This window comes from Pantoea sp. B9002, assembly GCF_013385945.1.
Taxonomy (GTDB): domain Bacteria; phylum Pseudomonadota; class Gammaproteobacteria; order Enterobacterales; family Enterobacteriaceae; genus Pantoea.
On sequence record NZ_JACAPA010000020.1, the window covers coordinates 16565 to 33062 of the forward strand.

Consider the following 16498-nt stretch of genomic DNA (forward strand, 5'->3'; position numbering starts at 1 on the left):
ATCCATATCGATTACACGGATGATTTATCCGCTACGCCGATGCGCCACTGCTCGGGCGGCAAGGTGCCGTTGACCGCGAAATCACCGACGATGCGATCCTTGTAAATGCGTGGATTGTGCGAAGAAAGGGTGCGCACGTTGCGCCAGAAGCGATCCAGCGCCAACGGCTTCAGCGTGGCCGACGCGCCCAGCGCATCAAACAGCGTCGAGCTGGCGTTAAGCAGCAGATCGCTCACCACATTCAGCGACTGCGACACTTCCAACTCGGCGATCGCCACCGCATGGTTCTCCACCTCCTGATCGCCGCTGAAGTGCGCGTCATACGCTCGCTGCACCGCGCTGGCGGCGTGCAGCACAATCGCGCCGCTGCTGTAGGCTGCGCCGCGCAGGCGTCCAACCACCTGCAAAATCTGCGCATCCTGCGCGGCACGCGGCGCATTGCCATTGCTGTAAGTGCGGGTGCGCGACGCCACCTGCTGCGCCACTTCGCCGCTCTGCGCGCGGCCAATGCCGGCCAGCGTCGCCAGATGTATCAGCTGATAAAACGCCGGTGAATACCTGAAATGAATCTCTTCGTTGATGTCATCGGCGGCGATCGCCACGTTGGCAAAAATCGCCGTGCCGCTGGCGGTCAGGGTTTGGCCGAAGCCGTTCCAGTCGTCGAGCACCTTCACGCCTTCTGCGGTGCGGGAAACCGTCACCGATACGCCTTTGCCGTTTTCATCGGTGATGCCGATATCAATCCAGTCAGAATAGAGCGATCCGGTGGTGTAAAACTTGCGGCCATTAAGCCGCCAGGATTCGCCGCTGCGCGCAATGCGCGTGGAGAATTCAGACTGACGCGCATCGCCGGTTTCGCTCCACGCCGGTCCAACGATTTCACCGCGTCCAAGGCGTGTCAGCCACTTATCCCGAAACGCGCTGCTGCCGCTGTTCAGTACGTTTTCCACAAAGCCGAGATGACCGCGAATCGATTGCACCAGATTGGAATCCGCCTCGCCAAGCTCAATCAGCAGCGCGAACAGCTCAGGCAGCGTCGCGCCCAGGCCGCCATGGCTCTCCGGCACGCGCAGTGCGGTGAAGCCGCTCTGTTTCAGCCACGCAATTTGCTCCAGCGGCAGTTGACGCTGCAGCTCTCGCTCAATCGCGCCCGCGCGTATGTTCTTGAACACAGGACGGAAACGCTCCGCCAGCTGTTCATAACGGGATGACGGGCCAGCTCCCCAACCTGATTCGATGTGCGACATGACGCTTCTCTCCAGCATAGAAATTTTCATTACTATGTCATCGCCATCGGGCGCGATTTAATGCTTTTTCTGCGCAAGCTATTTCGCCAAATAACTAATCTCAGCTTATTTCACTATATGGAACAAATAATTCATTTCTGCATATTGACTGCCACTATTGTTATTTGCCGCGTTTTATATCTGTGCTCTATTCAAACGCGACTCCGAAAATTACCCATTAATTTCCAGAAAATATAATTTCAAGCGGAATAGATCCACGCGAAATCTGTTATTAGCTTTTGACCGGGAAAATAGTGAGAAATGAAATATCAGCCTCTTCAGCGCTTATTCATACCAATATTGGCGACGATAAGTGGTGCGTTGCCCTTAAGCGTCAGCGCGCAGACCGCGCCGCCCCGTTATAGCGACGGCACGCTGGTTTATCTGCATGAGCAGGAGCCGCCTTGCTTGTGGGGCGGCTGGGTGCAGCAAGCTTATTTATCGCGTCAGGTTTTTGATTATCTGGTGAGTTATGACAACGGACAGATTCGTCCGTGGCTGGCTGCCAGCTGGAGTGAATCCGCCGATCGTAAAACCATTACTTTTCATTTGCGCCACGACGTTAAATTTACCGATGGCGATCTGTTTAATGCCGATGCGGTTATTGCGAATTATCCGGCGTGGCAAAAAGGCATTGGCTGGCACGGTTTTACTTATATGACCGGTTTTACCAAGGTCGATGATTATACCGTGGCGCTGCATTTATCTGAGCCGAATCCTGAAATCTATAACGTGCTGGCAAACGGTCATTACGGATTTCAATCACCCGATTCGCTGGCGCATAACAGCAGCGAGCAGAAGTGCTTACGACCGGTCGGCACCGGACCGTGGAAAGTGGCGCGCTGGGTGCGCGGCGATGGCATCAGTTTTGTGCGCAATGACGACTATCGCTGGGCACCGCCAAACGCGCACCACAACGGCCCGGCGTATATCAAGCATCTGGAGTGGAAGTTCGTGCCGGATGCCACCACGCGCTGGGGTGCGCTGGTGAGTGGCGGCGCGGACGTCATTTATCAGCCGCCGTCCGCGCAGTGGCAGGCGCTGCAGCGTCACTATCAAACGCTCTCTTATGTCGCCACCGGACGGCCGCAGGCGTTCTCCTTTAATGTGCAGCGCGGTCCGTTTACCGATCAGCGGGTGCGCCAGGCGTTTGCTTACGCACTGGACCGCAAGCAGATCGTCAAAACCGTGTTCAAAGGCGCGGTGCCGTATGAGGGCAACGGTTCGCTGAGTAAAAGCACGCCGCTCTATCTCAATGTTGACGATCGCTATTCACTCAATATTGCCAAAGCCAACCAGCTGCTGGATGACGCCGGCTGGAGCGGACGCGATGCCGCTGGCTATCGCACCAAAGACGGCAAAACGCTGGATGCGCGCTTGCCGTTTATTCAGGCGATTATCGACCAGGAAGGCGCGCTGATGCTGCAGGCGGTGCAGGATCAGGTCAAACGCGTCGGCATCAAGCTGGATCTGATCCCGCTGACGCAAACCGAAGGCTTTGCCGGTGCACGTTCGCGTCCGGCGGATAAAGAGATCAGCTTTGGTTACTGGGTTTGGCCGTCGCCCAACATCCTCGACATCGTCTACAACCATGCGCTCAACGGCGCATTCAACGGCAATAACACCAGCTTTTTCAATAATCCCAAAGTGGAAGCGCAAATCCTTGATGCACAGCGCGATCCCGATGCGCAACGGCGTCAGCAAAAATTCAACCTGCTGCAAAAGTGGTTTGACGATCAGGCGATTGCCATCGGCGGCTACAACTTCACCTACAACGTGGCCATCGCCAACAACATTCGCGGGCTTTGGCAGGATCAGGGCAACGGATTGCTGAACTTTAACGATGCTTACTTCGTGCAGGAGCAGCCATGAGTGAATTAACGTCATCGTCGCCGCAAAACAGCGCCGCCGATGTGGTCAGCGTTGCCGCACCACGCAGCCGCACGGCGTCACTGCTGCGGCGGATTTCACTGCGCATCGCCTCAGCGCTGTTCGTGCTGTGGGGCACCATCACCGTGACATTTTTAGTGCTGTCGGTGCTACCGGGCGATCGCGCCACCATCCTGCTGAATATCACTTCCGGGCAGGTGATTGAACGCACGCCGGCGGAGCTGGCATCGATCAACGCGCAGTACGGTTTCGATAAACCGATTGTCGAGCAGTATCTGCACTATTTCTGGCGGTTGCTGCACGCCGATTTTGGTTTCTCCTTTGAGTTACAGCGTCCGGTGGTGCACATCATCGCCGAGCAGCTGCTGCCGACCTTTACTCTGGCGATTGCCGCGCTGCTGCTGGCGTGGATTATCGCCATTCCGTGGACGCTGCTCACCGCCGGACGTAATCGTCGGCTGGCGGCATTCGGTTCGGCAGTGGAAACCATCATGGCCGGATTGCCGCAGTACTGGATTGGCATTCTGCTGCTGATCGTTTTCGCCATCGGCCTGCGCTGGTTCCCGGTGGTCGGCGGCACCAGCCTGCTCGGCACCGTGCTGCCCGCCATCACGCTGGCGATTCCGCTGGCGGGGTTTATTGGTCACGCCATTCGCGGCGAATTTGAACGCAGCATGCAGCAGCCGTTTGTGCTGTCGGCGCGGGCGCGCGGCATGAGTCTGGCGGGCGTGCGGCTGCGCCATGTGTTACGCCACGCGCTGATTCCGGCCATCACGCTCAGCGGCTGGGCGATTGGCAATTTGCTCTCTGGCGCGGTGCTGGTGGAAGCGGTGTTTGCCCGCCCGGGCCTCGGCAACGTGCTGGTCAATGCGGTGAGCAACAAGGATTTTGCGCTGGTCTCCGGCATCGTGATTCTCATCAGTTTCCTTTACATCGTCATTAACCTGGTGGTTGACCTGATTTACCTGATCGTCGATCCCCGCCTGCGAGGTCGCGCATGACAACTCATCTCACGGATTACGCCGGGCCGCGCACCGCGCGCGTCAGCTGGCAGCTGCCGCTTTCGGTGCTGCTTTCCGCCATTGTGGCGCTGTTCTTTATTGTCGCGGCCATCGCGCCTGGCGTGCTGGCGACGCACGATCCCTTCAGCACCGATCTCTATCGCGCGCTGCAAGCGCCTTCGTGGGCTAACTGGCTCGGCACCGATGACATCGGCCGCGATCTCTATAGCCGCATTATCTGGGGCACGCGTCAGTCGTTGCTGATTGGCATCGGCGCGATGGTGATCGCACTGTTGGGTGCGGTGGTGCTTGGCTTTAGTGCCGCGCTGGGACCGCGCTGGCTGGCGGAGCCGGTTAATCGTCTGCTGGAAATCCTGCTGGCGTTTCCCACCTTGCTGCTGGCGCTGCTGTTTGTCGCGCTGCTGGGTCCCTCCGCCAGCAGTTTGCTGATCTCGGTCGGCATTGGCACCGCGCCCGGCTATGCGCGATTGGTGCGTGCCCAGGCATTGCAGGTCAAACAATCCGGTTATGTCGAAGCGGCGCGTGCGCTCGGACATCCGTGGCCGCGGCTGTTTACCCAGCACATTGCGCCCAACGTGTTCCTGCCGCTGTTCTCGCTGGTGGCGTTAGGCATCGGGCAATCGGTGGTGTGGGCATCCGGTCTGTCGTTTCTCGGATTAGGCGTGGTGCCGCCGTCGCCGGAGTGGGGCGCGCTGCTCGAAGCCGGAAAAATTAACGTCACCGTCGCCTGGTGGCTGGAAGTGCTGCCGGGCATTGCCATTGTGCTGGTGGCGCTGTCGTTTACGCAGATTGGCCGCTACATCCAGCAGCGAGCGGAAGGAGAGAAGCGCTAATGAGCAACAATGTGATTGATGTGCGCGGCCTGAATATCTGGGCCAGCAGCGAAAGCGGGCAACCGCGCCATATTGTGAAGAACGTCAGCTTCGCGCTGCAACGCGGGCAATGTCTGGCGCTGGTGGGTGAATCGGGCTCGGGAAAAAGCGTCACCGCCCGTTCGCTGGTGGGATTAGCCGGTGACGGATTACACGTGCAGGCTGACACGCTGAGCCTGCACGATGAGACGCTGCAGCAGCGTAGCGATAGCTGGTGGCGCAAGGTACGCGGCAGCAAAGTGGGATTCATTTTGCAGGACGCGCTGGTGTCGCTGGATCCGCTGCGCCCGGTGGGCAAAGAGATCGCCGAAGCGCTGGCGCTGCATGGTTGGGGCAACGCCGCCAGCCGCCAGCAGAAAGTGCAGGCCTTGCTGGAAGAGGTCGGCGTGCCGCAGGCGGCTTATCGCGCCAGCCAACGGCCGGGAGAGCTGTCGGGCGGCTTGCGCCAGCGCGCATTGATCGCTTCGGCGATTGCGCTGCATCCGGATGTACTGATCGCTGATGAGCCCACCACCGCGCTGGATGTCACAGTGCAGGCGCAGGTGCTGGAAGTGCTGCGGCAGATGCTGGATCGCGGCACCAGCGTGATTTTGATTAGCCACGATCTGGCGGTGGTGGCGAAAATCGCCGATCAGATTCTGGTGATGCAGGGCGGATCGATTGTAGAGGCGGGCACGGCGCAGCAGGTGCTGCAACAGCCGCAGCATGCGTATACCCAAGGTTTGATAAACGCGATTCCCAGCGAACACACCAAAGGGCAGCGCCTTTCCGGCAGCGCGCCCAGCGTGCCAATCCCATCCGTAACGCCCTCAGCGGAAGTGCTGCTGGAAGCGCGTCATATCGTGAAGCGTTTTCGCGGGCACCGCGCCGTCGATGACGTTTCCTTTACCCTGAAGCGCGGCGAGACGCTGGGGATTGTCGGCGAGTCGGGTTCGGGCAAAACCACCTTGTCGCGCATCGCGCTAGCGCTGGAATCACCGGACAGCGGCGAGGTGCTGTTTGCTGGTCAGCCGTGGAGCCATGCGTCCGCCGCCGATCAGCGCGCCATTCGCCGCCAGATCGCCGTGGTGTACCAGGATCCGCTCTCCTCGTTCGACCCGCGCTGGCGCGTGGCCGACATCCTATTGGATGCGATTGCGCTCGATCGGCATGCGCCGACGCAAACGCCACGCGAGCGGGCGATTAGCCTGCTGCAATCGGTTGGGCTCGGGGCGGAGCATCTCAGCCAATGGCCGGCGCGCATGTCGGGCGGCCAGCGTCAGCGTGTGGCGATTGCCCGCGCGATTGCGACCCATCCCAAAGTGATTGTGCTCGACGAAGCGGTCTCGGCGCTGGACGTCACCATTCAGGCGCAGATTCTCGATCTGCTCAGCGATCTGCAGGCACAGCTCGGCGTCAGTTATCTGTTTATCTCGCACGATCTCGGCGTGATCCATCACATGAGCGATCGCGTGCTGGTGATGCAGAACGGCCAGGCGGTCGAGCAGGGCGCCGCCGATGAGGTGTTCTACCGCCCGCGCCATCCCTATACCCAGACATTACTTGCCTCGCTGCCACGCCTGGCCGCGCTGGAAACCGCTTAACTTTGCTACTGGAGCGAACATGTCACGCGAACTGATTTATAACGGATTTTTGCATCTCACGCCGAACCATCACAGCCACGGTTACTGGCGCACGCCGGAAGGTCAGGTGCAGTACAACTACAACCAGCTTGATGCCTATGTGCAGACGGTGAAAACCCTGGAGAAAGGGCTGTTTGATACCTTGTTCATCGCCGATGTGGTGGGCGTGTATGACATCGAATATGGCGACGGCAAAACCACCATGCGTGCCGGCACCCAGTTCCCCGAGCCGGATCCGATCACCATTCTTTCGGCGCTGGGTTTAGCGACTGAAAATCTCGGTCTGGTGGTGACCAGCAACGTGATTCAGACCCATCCGTTCTCGTTTGCGCGCCAAATCTCCTCGCTGGATGAATTTACCCGCGGTCGCATTGGCTGGAATATCGTCACTTCGTATCTCTCCAACGGCTTCCGTAACTACGGTTATCAGGACATTGTGCCGCACGACGAGCGCTACGAATGGGCGCAGGAGTATCTCGATGTGGCGTATAAGCTGTGGGAACTGTCGTGGGAAGAGGGCGCAGTGCTGCACGACCCCGCCACCAACCGCTTTTTCGATGCCGACAAGATCCACAAGATTAATCACGTCGGTAAGCGCTATCGGGTGGAAGGGCCGCACATTGTTGAGCCGTCGCCGCAGCGCAGCCCGGTATTCTTCCAGGCCGGCAATTCCGACGCCGGACGCCGCTTTGCCGCGCGCAACGCCGAAGTGACGTTCCTGCCATCGCAAACGCCAGACACCGCGCGCAAAGATATCGCCATCCTCAATCAGGATGTGGTCGATTACGGTCGCCAGGCGGAGGATTTGAAGAAGCTGGTGATGCTTTCCACCGTGATTGGATCGACCGAAGAGGAGGCGAAGCGCAAGCAGCAATATCTGTTCGACAATATTGATATCAATGCATTGCAGGGCTTTTACAGCGGCGGTTCGGGCATCGATCTGGCGAATATCGATCCCGATACGCCACTGACCGAACTGAGCCGCCGCGAGGAGTTCAGCCAGCACATGCGCTCGAAATTCCGTATCGCGGTCGATGCCGATTATGGGCAAGGCCGCGTGCTGACGTGGCGCGAATACCTGATCCAGCACGCGCTGCTGCCGGGCCGCTTCGCCGGTACGCCAGAGCAGATCGCCGATCGGGTGCAGCATTTTGCCGATGCCGGCGTTGATGGTTTTAATGTGGTGCCGGTCACCACGCTCGGCTGGTGGGATGAGTGGGTCGAACACGTGGTGCCGGTGCTGCAAAAACGCGGCCTGGCGCAAACGGCGTATAAATCAGGCACGCTGCGCGAGAAGATTTTTGGCAAGGAGAGCAAGCTGCCGGCGTCGCATCCGCAACGGACGTTGAGGTTGGGTGAGTAACACGCTTTAACCAGGTGCGCATAAATGCGCACCTGGTTAAAGCGTAGGGGCGCCATTCATGGCGACCGCGCTTACCGACGAATAAGCATTTACGCGACGCTGCCTGACTTTATGATTATGCTGATAAAAAAGGATGTTTCACTGCGCAGGAAATCCGTTATGCATAATCGCCTCGACCAGTTTCTCATCCATCCTCCCGCTATGGACTTAACCGGAATTCGGCGGTTTGGCATCGAATTTCTCTGGTTCGGCATCAAAGAGGCGCGAGCCTGCTTATTTGCTGGCCTGTTTTTCCTCGCGATATTTTGTGTGCCGCGTGGCGGCATGTTTGGCATTGCGCGTTACGACCTGCTGCTGATGATCGCCGTGTCAATCCAGCTAATAATGGTTATCACCAAACTGGAAAGCTGGGATGAACTGAAATCCATCACCCTGTTTCATCTGCTCGGCTTTGGTTTAGAGTTATTCAAAACCTCTTCAGCCATTGGTTCATGGCATTACCCCGAGGCGGGGTGGAGTAAAATCGGTGGTGTGCCGCTCTTTAGCGGATTTATGTATGCGGCGGTGGGGAGCTACATTATTCAGTGCTGGCGTCTGATGGATCTTAAAATCCGCCATCATCCACCGATTCTTCATGCCGTGCTGCTCTCGCTAGCGCTCTACGCGAATTTCTTTACCCATCACTATATCGGTGATTACCGCTGGTATATCGCAGCGGTGGCGTTGGGCTTATATGCACGCTCGGAAGTGATATTTACGCCCTACGATCGTCCATTCCGTATGCCGCTGCTGGTGGCGTTTATCCTGATCGGTTTCTTTATCTGGCTGGCAGAGAATCTGGGTACCTTTTTTGGCGTCTGGCAATATCCCAATCAGCTTGGCGCGTGGGCGACGGTGCATGTCGGCAAGTGGGGCGCATGGTCAATGTTGGTGATGATGACGTTTACCATCACGCTGTTTCTGAAAGATATAAAAAAACGCGTGCATATTGCGCAGTAAGTCATGTCGAGCCAATGCGCCTATTAATGAATTTTCCTCATAGGCGTAATGCTATTTCAGGCCATTATCTTCACAATCCCTTCCGCTAACATGGATGAATTCGAGCTCTCTGGAATTCAACATGGATCACGCTTCAACGCGCCCGCAATCCTTTACCGTCAAGTCGAGCGGTTTGCCGTTTATTCTCATTCTGAGTGCGTTGATGGCGATCACCTCGTTATCCACGGATATCTATCTGCCCGCCATGCCGATCATGGCGCGCGAGCTGCACGGCGATGCAGAACTCACCATCACTGGATTTCTCATCGGCTTCTGTATTGCCCAGCTGATTTGGGGGCCGCTGAGCGATCACTTTGGCCGTAAAGCGCCGCTGTTTGTTGGGCTGACGCTGTTTGTCATCGGCTCAGCGGGTTGTGCGCTCTCCACTGACATTACCCACATCGTGTTCTGGCGCGTATTCCAGGCGCTGGGCGCTTGTACCGGACCGATGCTGGCGCGCGCCATGATTCGCGATCTGTTTGCTCGCACGCGTGCCGCGCAGATGCTCTCGACGCTGATTGTGGTTATGGCGATTGCGCCGATTGCCGGGCCGCTGTTGGGCGGACAGATGATCCGCGTGACATCCTGGCATACCATCTTCTGGCTGCTGGCGGCTATCGGCGGCGTAATGCTGGTTCTGATCTGCTGGTTGCCGGAAACGTTGCCGCCGGAGAAACGGGTGAAAGCCTCGCTGCCTGGCGCGTTTCGCAACTATTTCGCGCTGCTGAAAAATCGCCATTTCATGCGTTTTACCCTGTGCGTCGCGGCCTATTACGTTGCGGCGTATGCCTTTATTACCGGCTCGCCTTTTGTCTACATCACTTACTTCGGCATCGATGCGCAGCATTATGGCTGGCTGTTTGCGGTCAACGTGGTGGGTTTAATGGCGGTGAGCATGGTGAACCGACGTTTAGTGCATTGCTATCCGCTTGAGTCGCTGCTGAAGTTTGCGGTGCTAACCGCCACCGTGGCGGCGCTGATCCTCGCGCTCTGCACCAAATTGCAGCTCGGCGGCATCGTGATGATCATCCTCTCGGTGTTCGTGTTCTTCTCGATGAACGGCATCATCGCGGCCACCTCGACGGCGGCGGCGATGGATGCGGTGCCGAATATGGCGGGTTCCGCCTCGGCGCTGATTGGCTCGCTGCAATACGGCAGCGGCATCATCTCGTCGTTATTGCTGGCGCTGTTAAGCGACGGCACGCCGTGGACCATGGGCTGGATTATCGCGCTGTTTACCGTGGTGAGCGCGGTGATGGCGATCACCGCCGCCAAGGCAAAGTCGCAAGCTTAAATGTTCTGGTCGAAGAACGGATCGAGTTGGCTCATCGCTTCATCGACATAACGCGGCACCCAGTAGGTTTCGATATGGGTTGCGCCTGCGATGAGATAGAGCGTTTTGTTGGCGGTTCCGCTGGCTTTGCTAAAAGCGCTTTGCGTCATGTAGAGCGAATCGGCTTTGCTGCCCGCCATCATCAGCAGCGGCTGGTTGATCAGCTCCATGTTGCTTTGCGCATCAAAGCGCATCAACTCCAGCAGGCTGCTGGTGGTGTAGCGGAAGGTTGAGTTCGGATGGGCGTGGGTTTTCCAGTAATAGGCGTAACCCTGGCGATAAAGATCGAACGGCAGTTTGGCGATCTGCTCATCGGTCAGATTGGCGTCGCCGGAGTAGCTGACTTCACCGCCCGCGGCTTCTTTGCTGCGCGCCTCGGTGGCGGCACGCAAACGATCCTGAATGGTGGCGATCTGTGAATCCTGATAGCCGTTGCGGCGCACGCGCCCGGAATCGAACATGCTCAGGGTTGCCAGCGCTTTAAACCGCTTATCCGTCTGGGCCGCTTTCAGCGAGTAACCGCCGCCGCCGCAGATGCCGAGCAGACCGATGCGCTCAGCATCAACGCCGGGATAGCGGCTGAGGTAATCGGCCATGCCGTGGATATCTTCGATGCGGTTAGCCGGGATATCCACGCTGCGTGGCATGCCACCGCTGGCGCCCTGATAAGCGGCATCGGCGGTGATGGTGATGTAACCGTGTTCGGCCAGTCGCTGTGCGTACAAACCAGCCACTTGCTCCTTCACGCCGCCGTTAGGATGGGCGATAACGATGGCGGGATATTTTTTTGCCGGGTCGTAATGGGCGGGCGTGTAAACGTTGGCGGCGATTTGCAGGCCGTGCAGATCATACTTCACGGGATGGATGTTGACCTTGCCCGCCACGTTTTGCGTAATCGCGCCGTCATAAACCAGCGTGAAAGGGTTTTGGCGGTAATCAGCGGCCTGCGCGCTGACGGAGATTGCGGTGAACAGCAGGGCAGGAATAGCAGTGAGTTTCATCTTTGCTCCCGGAGAAATGTCGCGGCCTGAAAGGGGCGCGCGTAATGGATATTGTCGGGAGAGCTTAAGGCGCACGGGCTGACAGCATCATGACCAGAACATAACAACCTTGTCAGTTACACCTGCGCGTAAGCTGACAGCGCTGTCAGCAAAGTGTCAGCTTGCTGTTGGTGAGCGGCGCGCAACATAACGTTCAACGTTGTAAATAAAGGAATCCCCAGCTATGCGCTTATTGTTGGTTGAAGACGAAGAGAAAACCTCCACTTACCTGAGTCGCGCGCTGGGTGAATCGGGGTTTACCGTGGATGTCTCAGCCGACGGCGCGGAAGGGCTGCACTTTGCACTCGAGTTTGATTACGACGCGGTGATCCTCGACGTGATGTTGCCGGGCATTGACGGTTATCGCGTGCTGGAAGGGATTCGCAGCAGCAAACAAACGCCGGTGCTGATGCTGTCGGCGCGCGGTTCGGTGGATGAGCGGGTAAAAGGACTGCGGCTCGGTGCGGATGATTACTTGCCCAAGCCTTTTTCGCTGATTGAGCTGGTGGCGCGCATCCAGGCGCTGGTGCGGCGTCGCGCCACCGACGGTGCCGACATCACCCAACTGCAAATCCACGATCTGCATCTCGATCTGCTGGCGCGCCGGGTATTCCGCCAAGGCAATCGGCTGGAGCTGACCGCCAAAGAGTTCGCGCTGCTCAGTTTGCTGGCGCGGCATCAGGGCGAAATTCTGTCGAAGATGATGATCGCTGAACAGGTGTGGGACATGAATTTCGACAGCGACGCCAACGTGGTGGAAGTGGCGATTAAACGCTTACGCGGCAAAATCGACGCGCCTTTCGCGGTCAAACTGCTGCATACCGTGCGCGGCATGGGCTACGTGCTGGAAGTGCGGGAGGATCAGCATGTTTAAAGGTTCGATCTCGGCGCGGCTGGCGCTGATGTTTGTTGTCAGCATGGTACTGATTGTCTCGACGATTGGCCTGCTGCTGCGCAGTTCGCTGCATGATTCGCTGCAAAAGCAGATGCACAACGAGCTGCAGTTTCGTGCATCGCTGATGAGTCCGTGGATCAGCGCGCGCAGCTCGCCTGAAGGCTGGTCGGCGCTGGCCAGCAAGTTCACCGACTTAACCAGCGCGGAAGGTGAACGCGTGCGGTACTGGATTTTGAGTGACGATGCGCGTTTCAGCGTTGGCGGTGCGCCGCCGCTCGGCGTGCGCTGGGATGCCTTGCAGGAAGGCTTCAATAAAGTGCCGGGCGCGACCGATGAGGCCTGCTCGCTGTTCCTGCTGGTGAAAACCATTGCCGCGCACGGCGAGCGGCCCGCGCTGCGCTATGTGGTGGCCATCGACTCCACGCCTTACATGGGCACGCTGGATGCCTTCACGCGCACGCTACTGATTATCGCGTTGGTTGGCGTGTTTATTGTGGCGCTGCTTGGTTATGCCATTTCACGCATTGGCCTGCGTCCGGTGGGCGCGCTAAGCCAGCAGGCGCAGCACTTGGTGCCGGGCGATCACGCCCAGCGCCTCAACACCGATACTTTGCCGGATGAGCTGCAGCCGCTGGCCTCCTCATTTAACGGCGTGCTGGAGAGGCAAGCGGTCGCGTGGCGGCAGCTGGAGAGTTTCAATGCGGATGTCGCGCACGAGCTGCGCACGCCGCTGACCAATTTGATCGGTCAGACGCAGCTGGGCTTAGCGCGCCGCCGCTCGCCAGCCGAGCTGGAGGATTTACTCGGCTCCAATCTGGAAGAACTGGAACGCATGACCTCCATCGTCAACGACATGCTGTTTCTGTCGCACGCGCATGCGGGGGAACACGCTTCCCAGCTGACGCGCGTTTCGCTGCGCGCCGAGACCGCTAAAACCGCTGAATACGTGGAACCCAGTTTCGCCGAAAAGCAGCTGCGACTGCAGATTGACGGCGATGCACAGGTGCACATCGACCGGCGCTTATTCCATCGCTCGCTGGCGAATCTGCTGGAGAACAGTGCGCGTCATGCCGCGCCGCACAGCACCATTACCGTCACGCTGAGTGAATCCACCACGCAGGCGAGGGTGGCGGTTGCGAATCACGGCGATGCCATCGCGCCCGAGCATCTGCATCGCCTTTTTGAACGCTTTTACCGCGTGGACGCATCGCGCGCCAAAAGCGACACCCATCATGGGCTGGGATTATCGATTGTGCGCGCGGTGGCCATCATGCATCGCGGTGACGTGTTCGCGCGCAGTGAAAGTGGAATTAACACGTTTGGGCTGACCTTTGCCTTAACGCCGGAACCTAAACCGCTGTCTGCCGCGCCCGTCGCCGCGCTGAAACCTGACAACATTGTCAGTAACGCGTCAGCATGACGACATCTGCGCCTCGTTAGAATCGATGCCTCGCCGCATCCATGTTCAACAAAATAGGACGCACTGCATGACAGCAAAATCGGTTTATCTGGGGCTATTACTCTCCCTCGCTTTCTCATCGGTTGCCGCCGAACCTTTGGTGCAGATTGCACCGGCCGGCAGCCAATCAGCGCTGACCGGTCCCGCGCAAAACTTCACCGGTCAGGTGCGAGTTGATCCGCTGTTTGTGGCGGATAGCGACATCAATGCCTCGGCTGCCTATGTCACCTTTGAGCCCGGCGCGCGCTCGGCCTGGCACTCGCATCCTGCCGGTCAGCGGCTGATTGTCACCTCCGGCGTGGGCTTAACCCAGCAGGAAGGGCAACCGGTGCAGATCATTCGTGCTGGCGATGTGGTGTCGTGCCCGCCGGGCGTCAAGCACTGGCATGGCGCCAGCGCCAACAGTGCGATGACGCACCTCGCGGTGACCGGCGTGGTGGATGGCAAAAGCGTAACCTGGATGGAGAAAGTCACTGATGAACACTATCGCGCCGATTAAGCAACTCACCGTCGGCATCGTCATGATGTTCGCCGGTAACCTGGCGACCTATGCTGCAACCCAACAAGGAGTGACACCTGCAATGAATCAGTCATCAAATCCGTCAGATACGCTCTCGGCACGTCAACAAGCCATTCCGCTGATGGCGGCGTTTATGGCAACCAGCAACATGGAAAAACTGGATGGCGCACTTAATCAGGGACTGGACGCCGGATTAACGGTAAACGAAGCCAAAGAAATCTTGGTGCAGCTGTATGCCTACACCGGTTTCCCGCGCAGTCTCAACGCGCTGAGTGCGCTGATGAAAGTCACGGAAGCGCGCAAGCAGCGCGGTATCAAGGATGAAATCGGCAAAGAGCCGCTGCAGCCGGTGCCGGTGGGCGATGCGCTGCGTCAGCTGGGCACCGATAACCAAACCAAAATTTCTGGCGCGCCGGTGCAAGGGCCACTTTTCGACTTCGCGCCGGTGATCAATCAGTTCCTGCAAAGCCACCTGTTTGGCGATATTTTTGCCCGTGACAACCTTGACTGGCAAAGCCGCGAGCTGGCGACAGTGGGCGCATTGGCCGCCACGCCGGGCGTGGAAGCGCAGCTGCTGTCACATACGCGCGCCAGCTTGCGTGTAGGCATCACGCGCGGCCAGTTGCAGCAGCTGGCGGAACTGTTGCGCACCAACGGGGAAGCGCAGGCGGCGGATCGCGCTGAAGCAGCGCTACAGGCAACGCTTGAGCCTGCATCGTAGCGGGCCCGGCCTGCTCCGGAGCTTAATTGCGAGTTTTGAAAAGGGCTCATCTGCTACAGGCACTGACGCGTCTGCTGCGGCATAAGGGCTATCCGCAGCGCTGAGGCTTTTACGTTGGGCCAGGAGCCTCACGCATGGATGCGTGAGGCAGTTCGGGGCCGGCCAGGACGGCCGATCCGCGAACGGTCCGTTGGCACAACGTGGAAGCCGAAGGCACCGCGCTAGCGGCGCGAGGACGGCCCGTGACGCAGCAGATGTGTCAGGGCCCGCACAAATAGCGCACCCTAAATTGATGACGTTAAGCGGAATATTAAGAGGGGAAGGGACGTGAAGAAATTGATTAAAATCTGCAGCCTTTGCGTACTGGCGACCAGCTTTATCGTCGCCGCACAGGCGCAACCTTTAGTGATTCAGGAACAAGGTAGTTTTGCGGCGGGCGGCACGGTGATAACCGCGCCAGGGCAATTCGATGCCAAAAAGCCGCTGGATGCCGCAGGCCAGACTTATCATGGCGATCACGCGGCGGTGTTTTATCAAATTCCGCCGCATGCGCATCAATATCCCATCGTGATGCTGCACGGCGCCGGGCAGTTTTCCCGCACCTGGGAGAGCACGCCGGATGGCCGCGAAGGGTTCCAGAACCTCTTTCTGCGACGCGGATTCGCTACTTATCTGGTCGATCAGCCGCGTCGCGGTAGCGCCGGTCGCAGCACGGTGGCAAACACGCTAACGCCGAAACCGGATGAGCAGCTGTGGTTCAATCAGTTCCGCCTCGGCGTGTGGCCCACCTTCTTCAAAGGCGTGCAGTTCTCACAGGACAAAGAGGCGCTGAACCAATACTTCCGCCAGATGACGCCGAATACCGGGCCGTTTGACGTCAATGTGATTTCAGATGCGCTCTCTGCCGTGGTCGATAAAAGCGGTCCCGCCATTCTGTTTACCCATTCGCAGGGCGGCGGTCCTGGCTGGTACACCGCGATGAAAAACAGCAAGGTTAAAGCGATTGTCGCCTTTGAGCCGGGTAGCGGCTTTGTGTTTCCAGAAAATGAATTACCGCCAGCAATGCCCAGCGCGTTCGATACGCTGAAGGGCGAACCGGTGGCGCTGGATAAGTTTATGGCGCTGACCAAAATTCCTATTCTGATCTTCTACGGCGACAACATCCCGGATAAACCCAGCGCCATGCCGGCGCAGGATAGCTGGCGAGTGCGCCTGGCGATGGCGCGCCAGTGGCGAGATGTGGTGAATAAACACGGCGGCGATGTGCAGGTGATTCACCTGCCGGAAATTGGTATTAAAGGCAACACCCATTTCCCGTTCTCCGACCTGAATAATGTGCAGATTGCCGATCAGGTCAGCCAGTTTTTGCAGCAGAAGCATCTGAAATAGCTCATCAGCAGGGTTTATTGATTGATGAACACAACTAATAAACCCTAG

Annotated in this window: 14 protein-coding genes; 12 read left to right on the forward strand and 2 right to left on the reverse strand. The window is 58.3% G+C overall.

What is annotated here, in order from left to right; genetic code table 11:
- Positions 1–11 precede the first annotated feature (11 nt).
- Entirely contained in the window at positions 12–1277 is a 1266-nt protein-coding gene (locus HX773_RS12010) for an acyl-CoA dehydrogenase family protein (RefSeq protein WP_255433208.1), read from the reverse strand.
- 270 nt (positions 1278–1547) lie between these two features.
- Here HX773_RS12010 and HX773_RS12015 point away from each other — a divergent pair, with 270 nt between their 5' ends.
- The 7 genes from HX773_RS12015 (at position 1548) to HX773_RS12045 (ending at position 10387) form a co-directional block, all read left to right on the forward strand.
- Positions 1548–3158: an ABC transporter substrate-binding protein gene (locus HX773_RS12015; RefSeq protein WP_176971672.1), complete on the forward strand. Its 1611-nt coding sequence runs from the start codon at positions 1548–1550 to the stop codon at positions 3156–3158.
- Entirely contained in the window at positions 3155–4177 is a 1023-nt protein-coding gene (locus HX773_RS12020; protein ID WP_176971673.1) for an ABC transporter permease, read from the forward strand. Before HX773_RS12015 ends, HX773_RS12020 begins: the two co-directional genes overlap by 4 nt.
- A complete protein-coding gene (locus HX773_RS12025; protein ID WP_176971674.1) occupies positions 4174–5031 on the forward strand; it encodes an ABC transporter permease in 858 nt (285 codons plus the stop codon). Before HX773_RS12020 ends, HX773_RS12025 begins: the two co-directional genes overlap by 4 nt.
- Positions 5031–6653, forward strand: a complete 1623-nt coding sequence (locus HX773_RS12030) for an ABC transporter ATP-binding protein (RefSeq protein WP_176971675.1) — start codon at positions 5031–5033, stop codon at positions 6651–6653. Before HX773_RS12025 ends, HX773_RS12030 begins: the two co-directional genes overlap by 1 nt.
- Before the next feature lie 19 nt (positions 6654–6672).
- Complete coding sequence (locus HX773_RS12035) at positions 6673–8055, forward strand: NtaA/DmoA family FMN-dependent monooxygenase (protein ID WP_176971676.1); 1383 nt, start codon at positions 6673–6675, stop codon at positions 8053–8055.
- A gap of 159 nt (positions 8056–8214) precedes the next feature.
- Positions 8215–9054, forward strand: a complete 840-nt coding sequence (locus tag HX773_RS12040; RefSeq protein ID WP_176971677.1) for a DUF817 domain-containing protein — start codon at positions 8215–8217, stop codon at positions 9052–9054.
- Positions 9055–9175: 121 nt separating this feature from the next.
- Complete coding sequence (locus HX773_RS12045) at positions 9176–10387, forward strand: multidrug effflux MFS transporter (protein WP_176971678.1); 1212 nt, start codon at positions 9176–9178, stop codon at positions 10385–10387.
- Here HX773_RS12045 and HX773_RS12050 read toward each other — a convergent pair.
- The gene (locus HX773_RS12050; RefSeq protein ID WP_176971679.1) at positions 10384–11427 is read right to left on the reverse strand and encodes an alpha/beta hydrolase; all 1044 of its coding nucleotides are present in this window, start codon (positions 11425–11427) and stop codon (positions 10384–10386) included. The genes HX773_RS12045 and HX773_RS12050 overlap by 4 nt on opposite strands.
- A gap of 223 nt (positions 11428–11650) precedes the next feature.
- Between HX773_RS12050 and HX773_RS12055 the strand changes: the two genes are divergently transcribed.
- The 5 genes from HX773_RS12055 to HX773_RS12075 all read left to right on the forward strand — a co-directional run bounded on the left by HX773_RS12055 (position 11651) and on the right by HX773_RS12075 (position 16450).
- Positions 11651–12340 (forward strand): heavy metal response regulator transcription factor, encoded by a 690-nt coding sequence (locus HX773_RS12055; RefSeq protein ID WP_176971680.1) that lies wholly within the window; start codon positions 11651–11653, stop codon positions 12338–12340.
- Positions 12333–13781: a heavy metal sensor histidine kinase gene (locus HX773_RS12060; protein ID WP_176971681.1), complete on the forward strand. Its 1449-nt coding sequence runs from the start codon at positions 12333–12335 to the stop codon at positions 13779–13781. Before HX773_RS12055 ends, HX773_RS12060 begins: the two co-directional genes overlap by 8 nt.
- 67 nt (positions 13782–13848) lie before the next feature.
- Entirely contained in the window at positions 13849–14319 is a 471-nt protein-coding gene (locus HX773_RS12065; protein WP_176971682.1) for a cupin domain-containing protein, read from the forward strand.
- Positions 14297–15061: a carboxymuconolactone decarboxylase family protein gene (locus HX773_RS12070; RefSeq protein ID WP_176971683.1), complete on the forward strand. Its 765-nt coding sequence runs from the start codon at positions 14297–14299 to the stop codon at positions 15059–15061. Before HX773_RS12065 ends, HX773_RS12070 begins: the two co-directional genes overlap by 23 nt.
- 336 nt (positions 15062–15397) lie before the next feature.
- On the forward strand, positions 15398–16450 hold the full coding sequence (locus HX773_RS12075; protein ID WP_218168230.1) for an alpha/beta fold hydrolase: 1053 nt from the start codon (positions 15398–15400) through the stop codon (positions 16448–16450).
- Positions 16451–16498: the final 48 nt, after the last annotated feature.

What these genes read in the sequence shown, in the direction of transcription:
- HX773_RS12010 (WP_255433208.1), bottom strand. Translation starts at nt 1,277, where the DNA reads ATGAAAATTTCTATGCTGGAGAGAAGCGTCATGTCGCACATCGAATCA.
- HX773_RS12030 (WP_176971675.1), top strand. Translation starts at nt 5,031, where the DNA reads ATGAGCAACAATGTGATTGATGTGCGCGGCCTGAATATCTGGGCCAGC.
- HX773_RS12040 (WP_176971677.1), top strand. Translation starts at nt 8,215, where the DNA reads ATGCATAATCGCCTCGACCAGTTTCTCATCCATCCTCCCGCTATGGAC.
- HX773_RS12025 (WP_176971674.1), top strand. Translation starts at nt 4,174, where the DNA reads ATGACAACTCATCTCACGGATTACGCCGGGCCGCGCACCGCGCGCGTC.
- HX773_RS12020 (WP_176971673.1), top strand. Translation starts at nt 3,155, where the DNA reads ATGAGTGAATTAACGTCATCGTCGCCGCAAAACAGCGCCGCCGATGTG.
- HX773_RS12045 (WP_176971678.1), top strand. Translation starts at nt 9,176, where the DNA reads ATGGATCACGCTTCAACGCGCCCGCAATCCTTTACCGTCAAGTCGAGC.
- HX773_RS12035 (WP_176971676.1), top strand. Translation starts at nt 6,673, where the DNA reads ATGTCACGCGAACTGATTTATAACGGATTTTTGCATCTCACGCCGAAC.
- HX773_RS12070 (WP_176971683.1), top strand. Translation starts at nt 14,297, where the DNA reads ATGAACACTATCGCGCCGATTAAGCAACTCACCGTCGGCATCGTCATG.
- HX773_RS12015 (WP_176971672.1), top strand. Translation starts at nt 1,548, where the DNA reads ATGAAATATCAGCCTCTTCAGCGCTTATTCATACCAATATTGGCGACG.
- HX773_RS12065 (WP_176971682.1), top strand. Translation starts at nt 13,849, where the DNA reads ATGACAGCAAAATCGGTTTATCTGGGGCTATTACTCTCCCTCGCTTTC.
- HX773_RS12050 (WP_176971679.1), bottom strand. Translation starts at nt 11,427, where the DNA reads ATGAAACTCACTGCTATTCCTGCCCTGCTGTTCACCGCAATCTCCGTC.
- HX773_RS12060 (WP_176971681.1), top strand. Translation starts at nt 12,333, where the DNA reads ATGTTTAAAGGTTCGATCTCGGCGCGGCTGGCGCTGATGTTTGTTGTC.
- HX773_RS12055 (WP_176971680.1), top strand. Translation starts at nt 11,651, where the DNA reads ATGCGCTTATTGTTGGTTGAAGACGAAGAGAAAACCTCCACTTACCTG.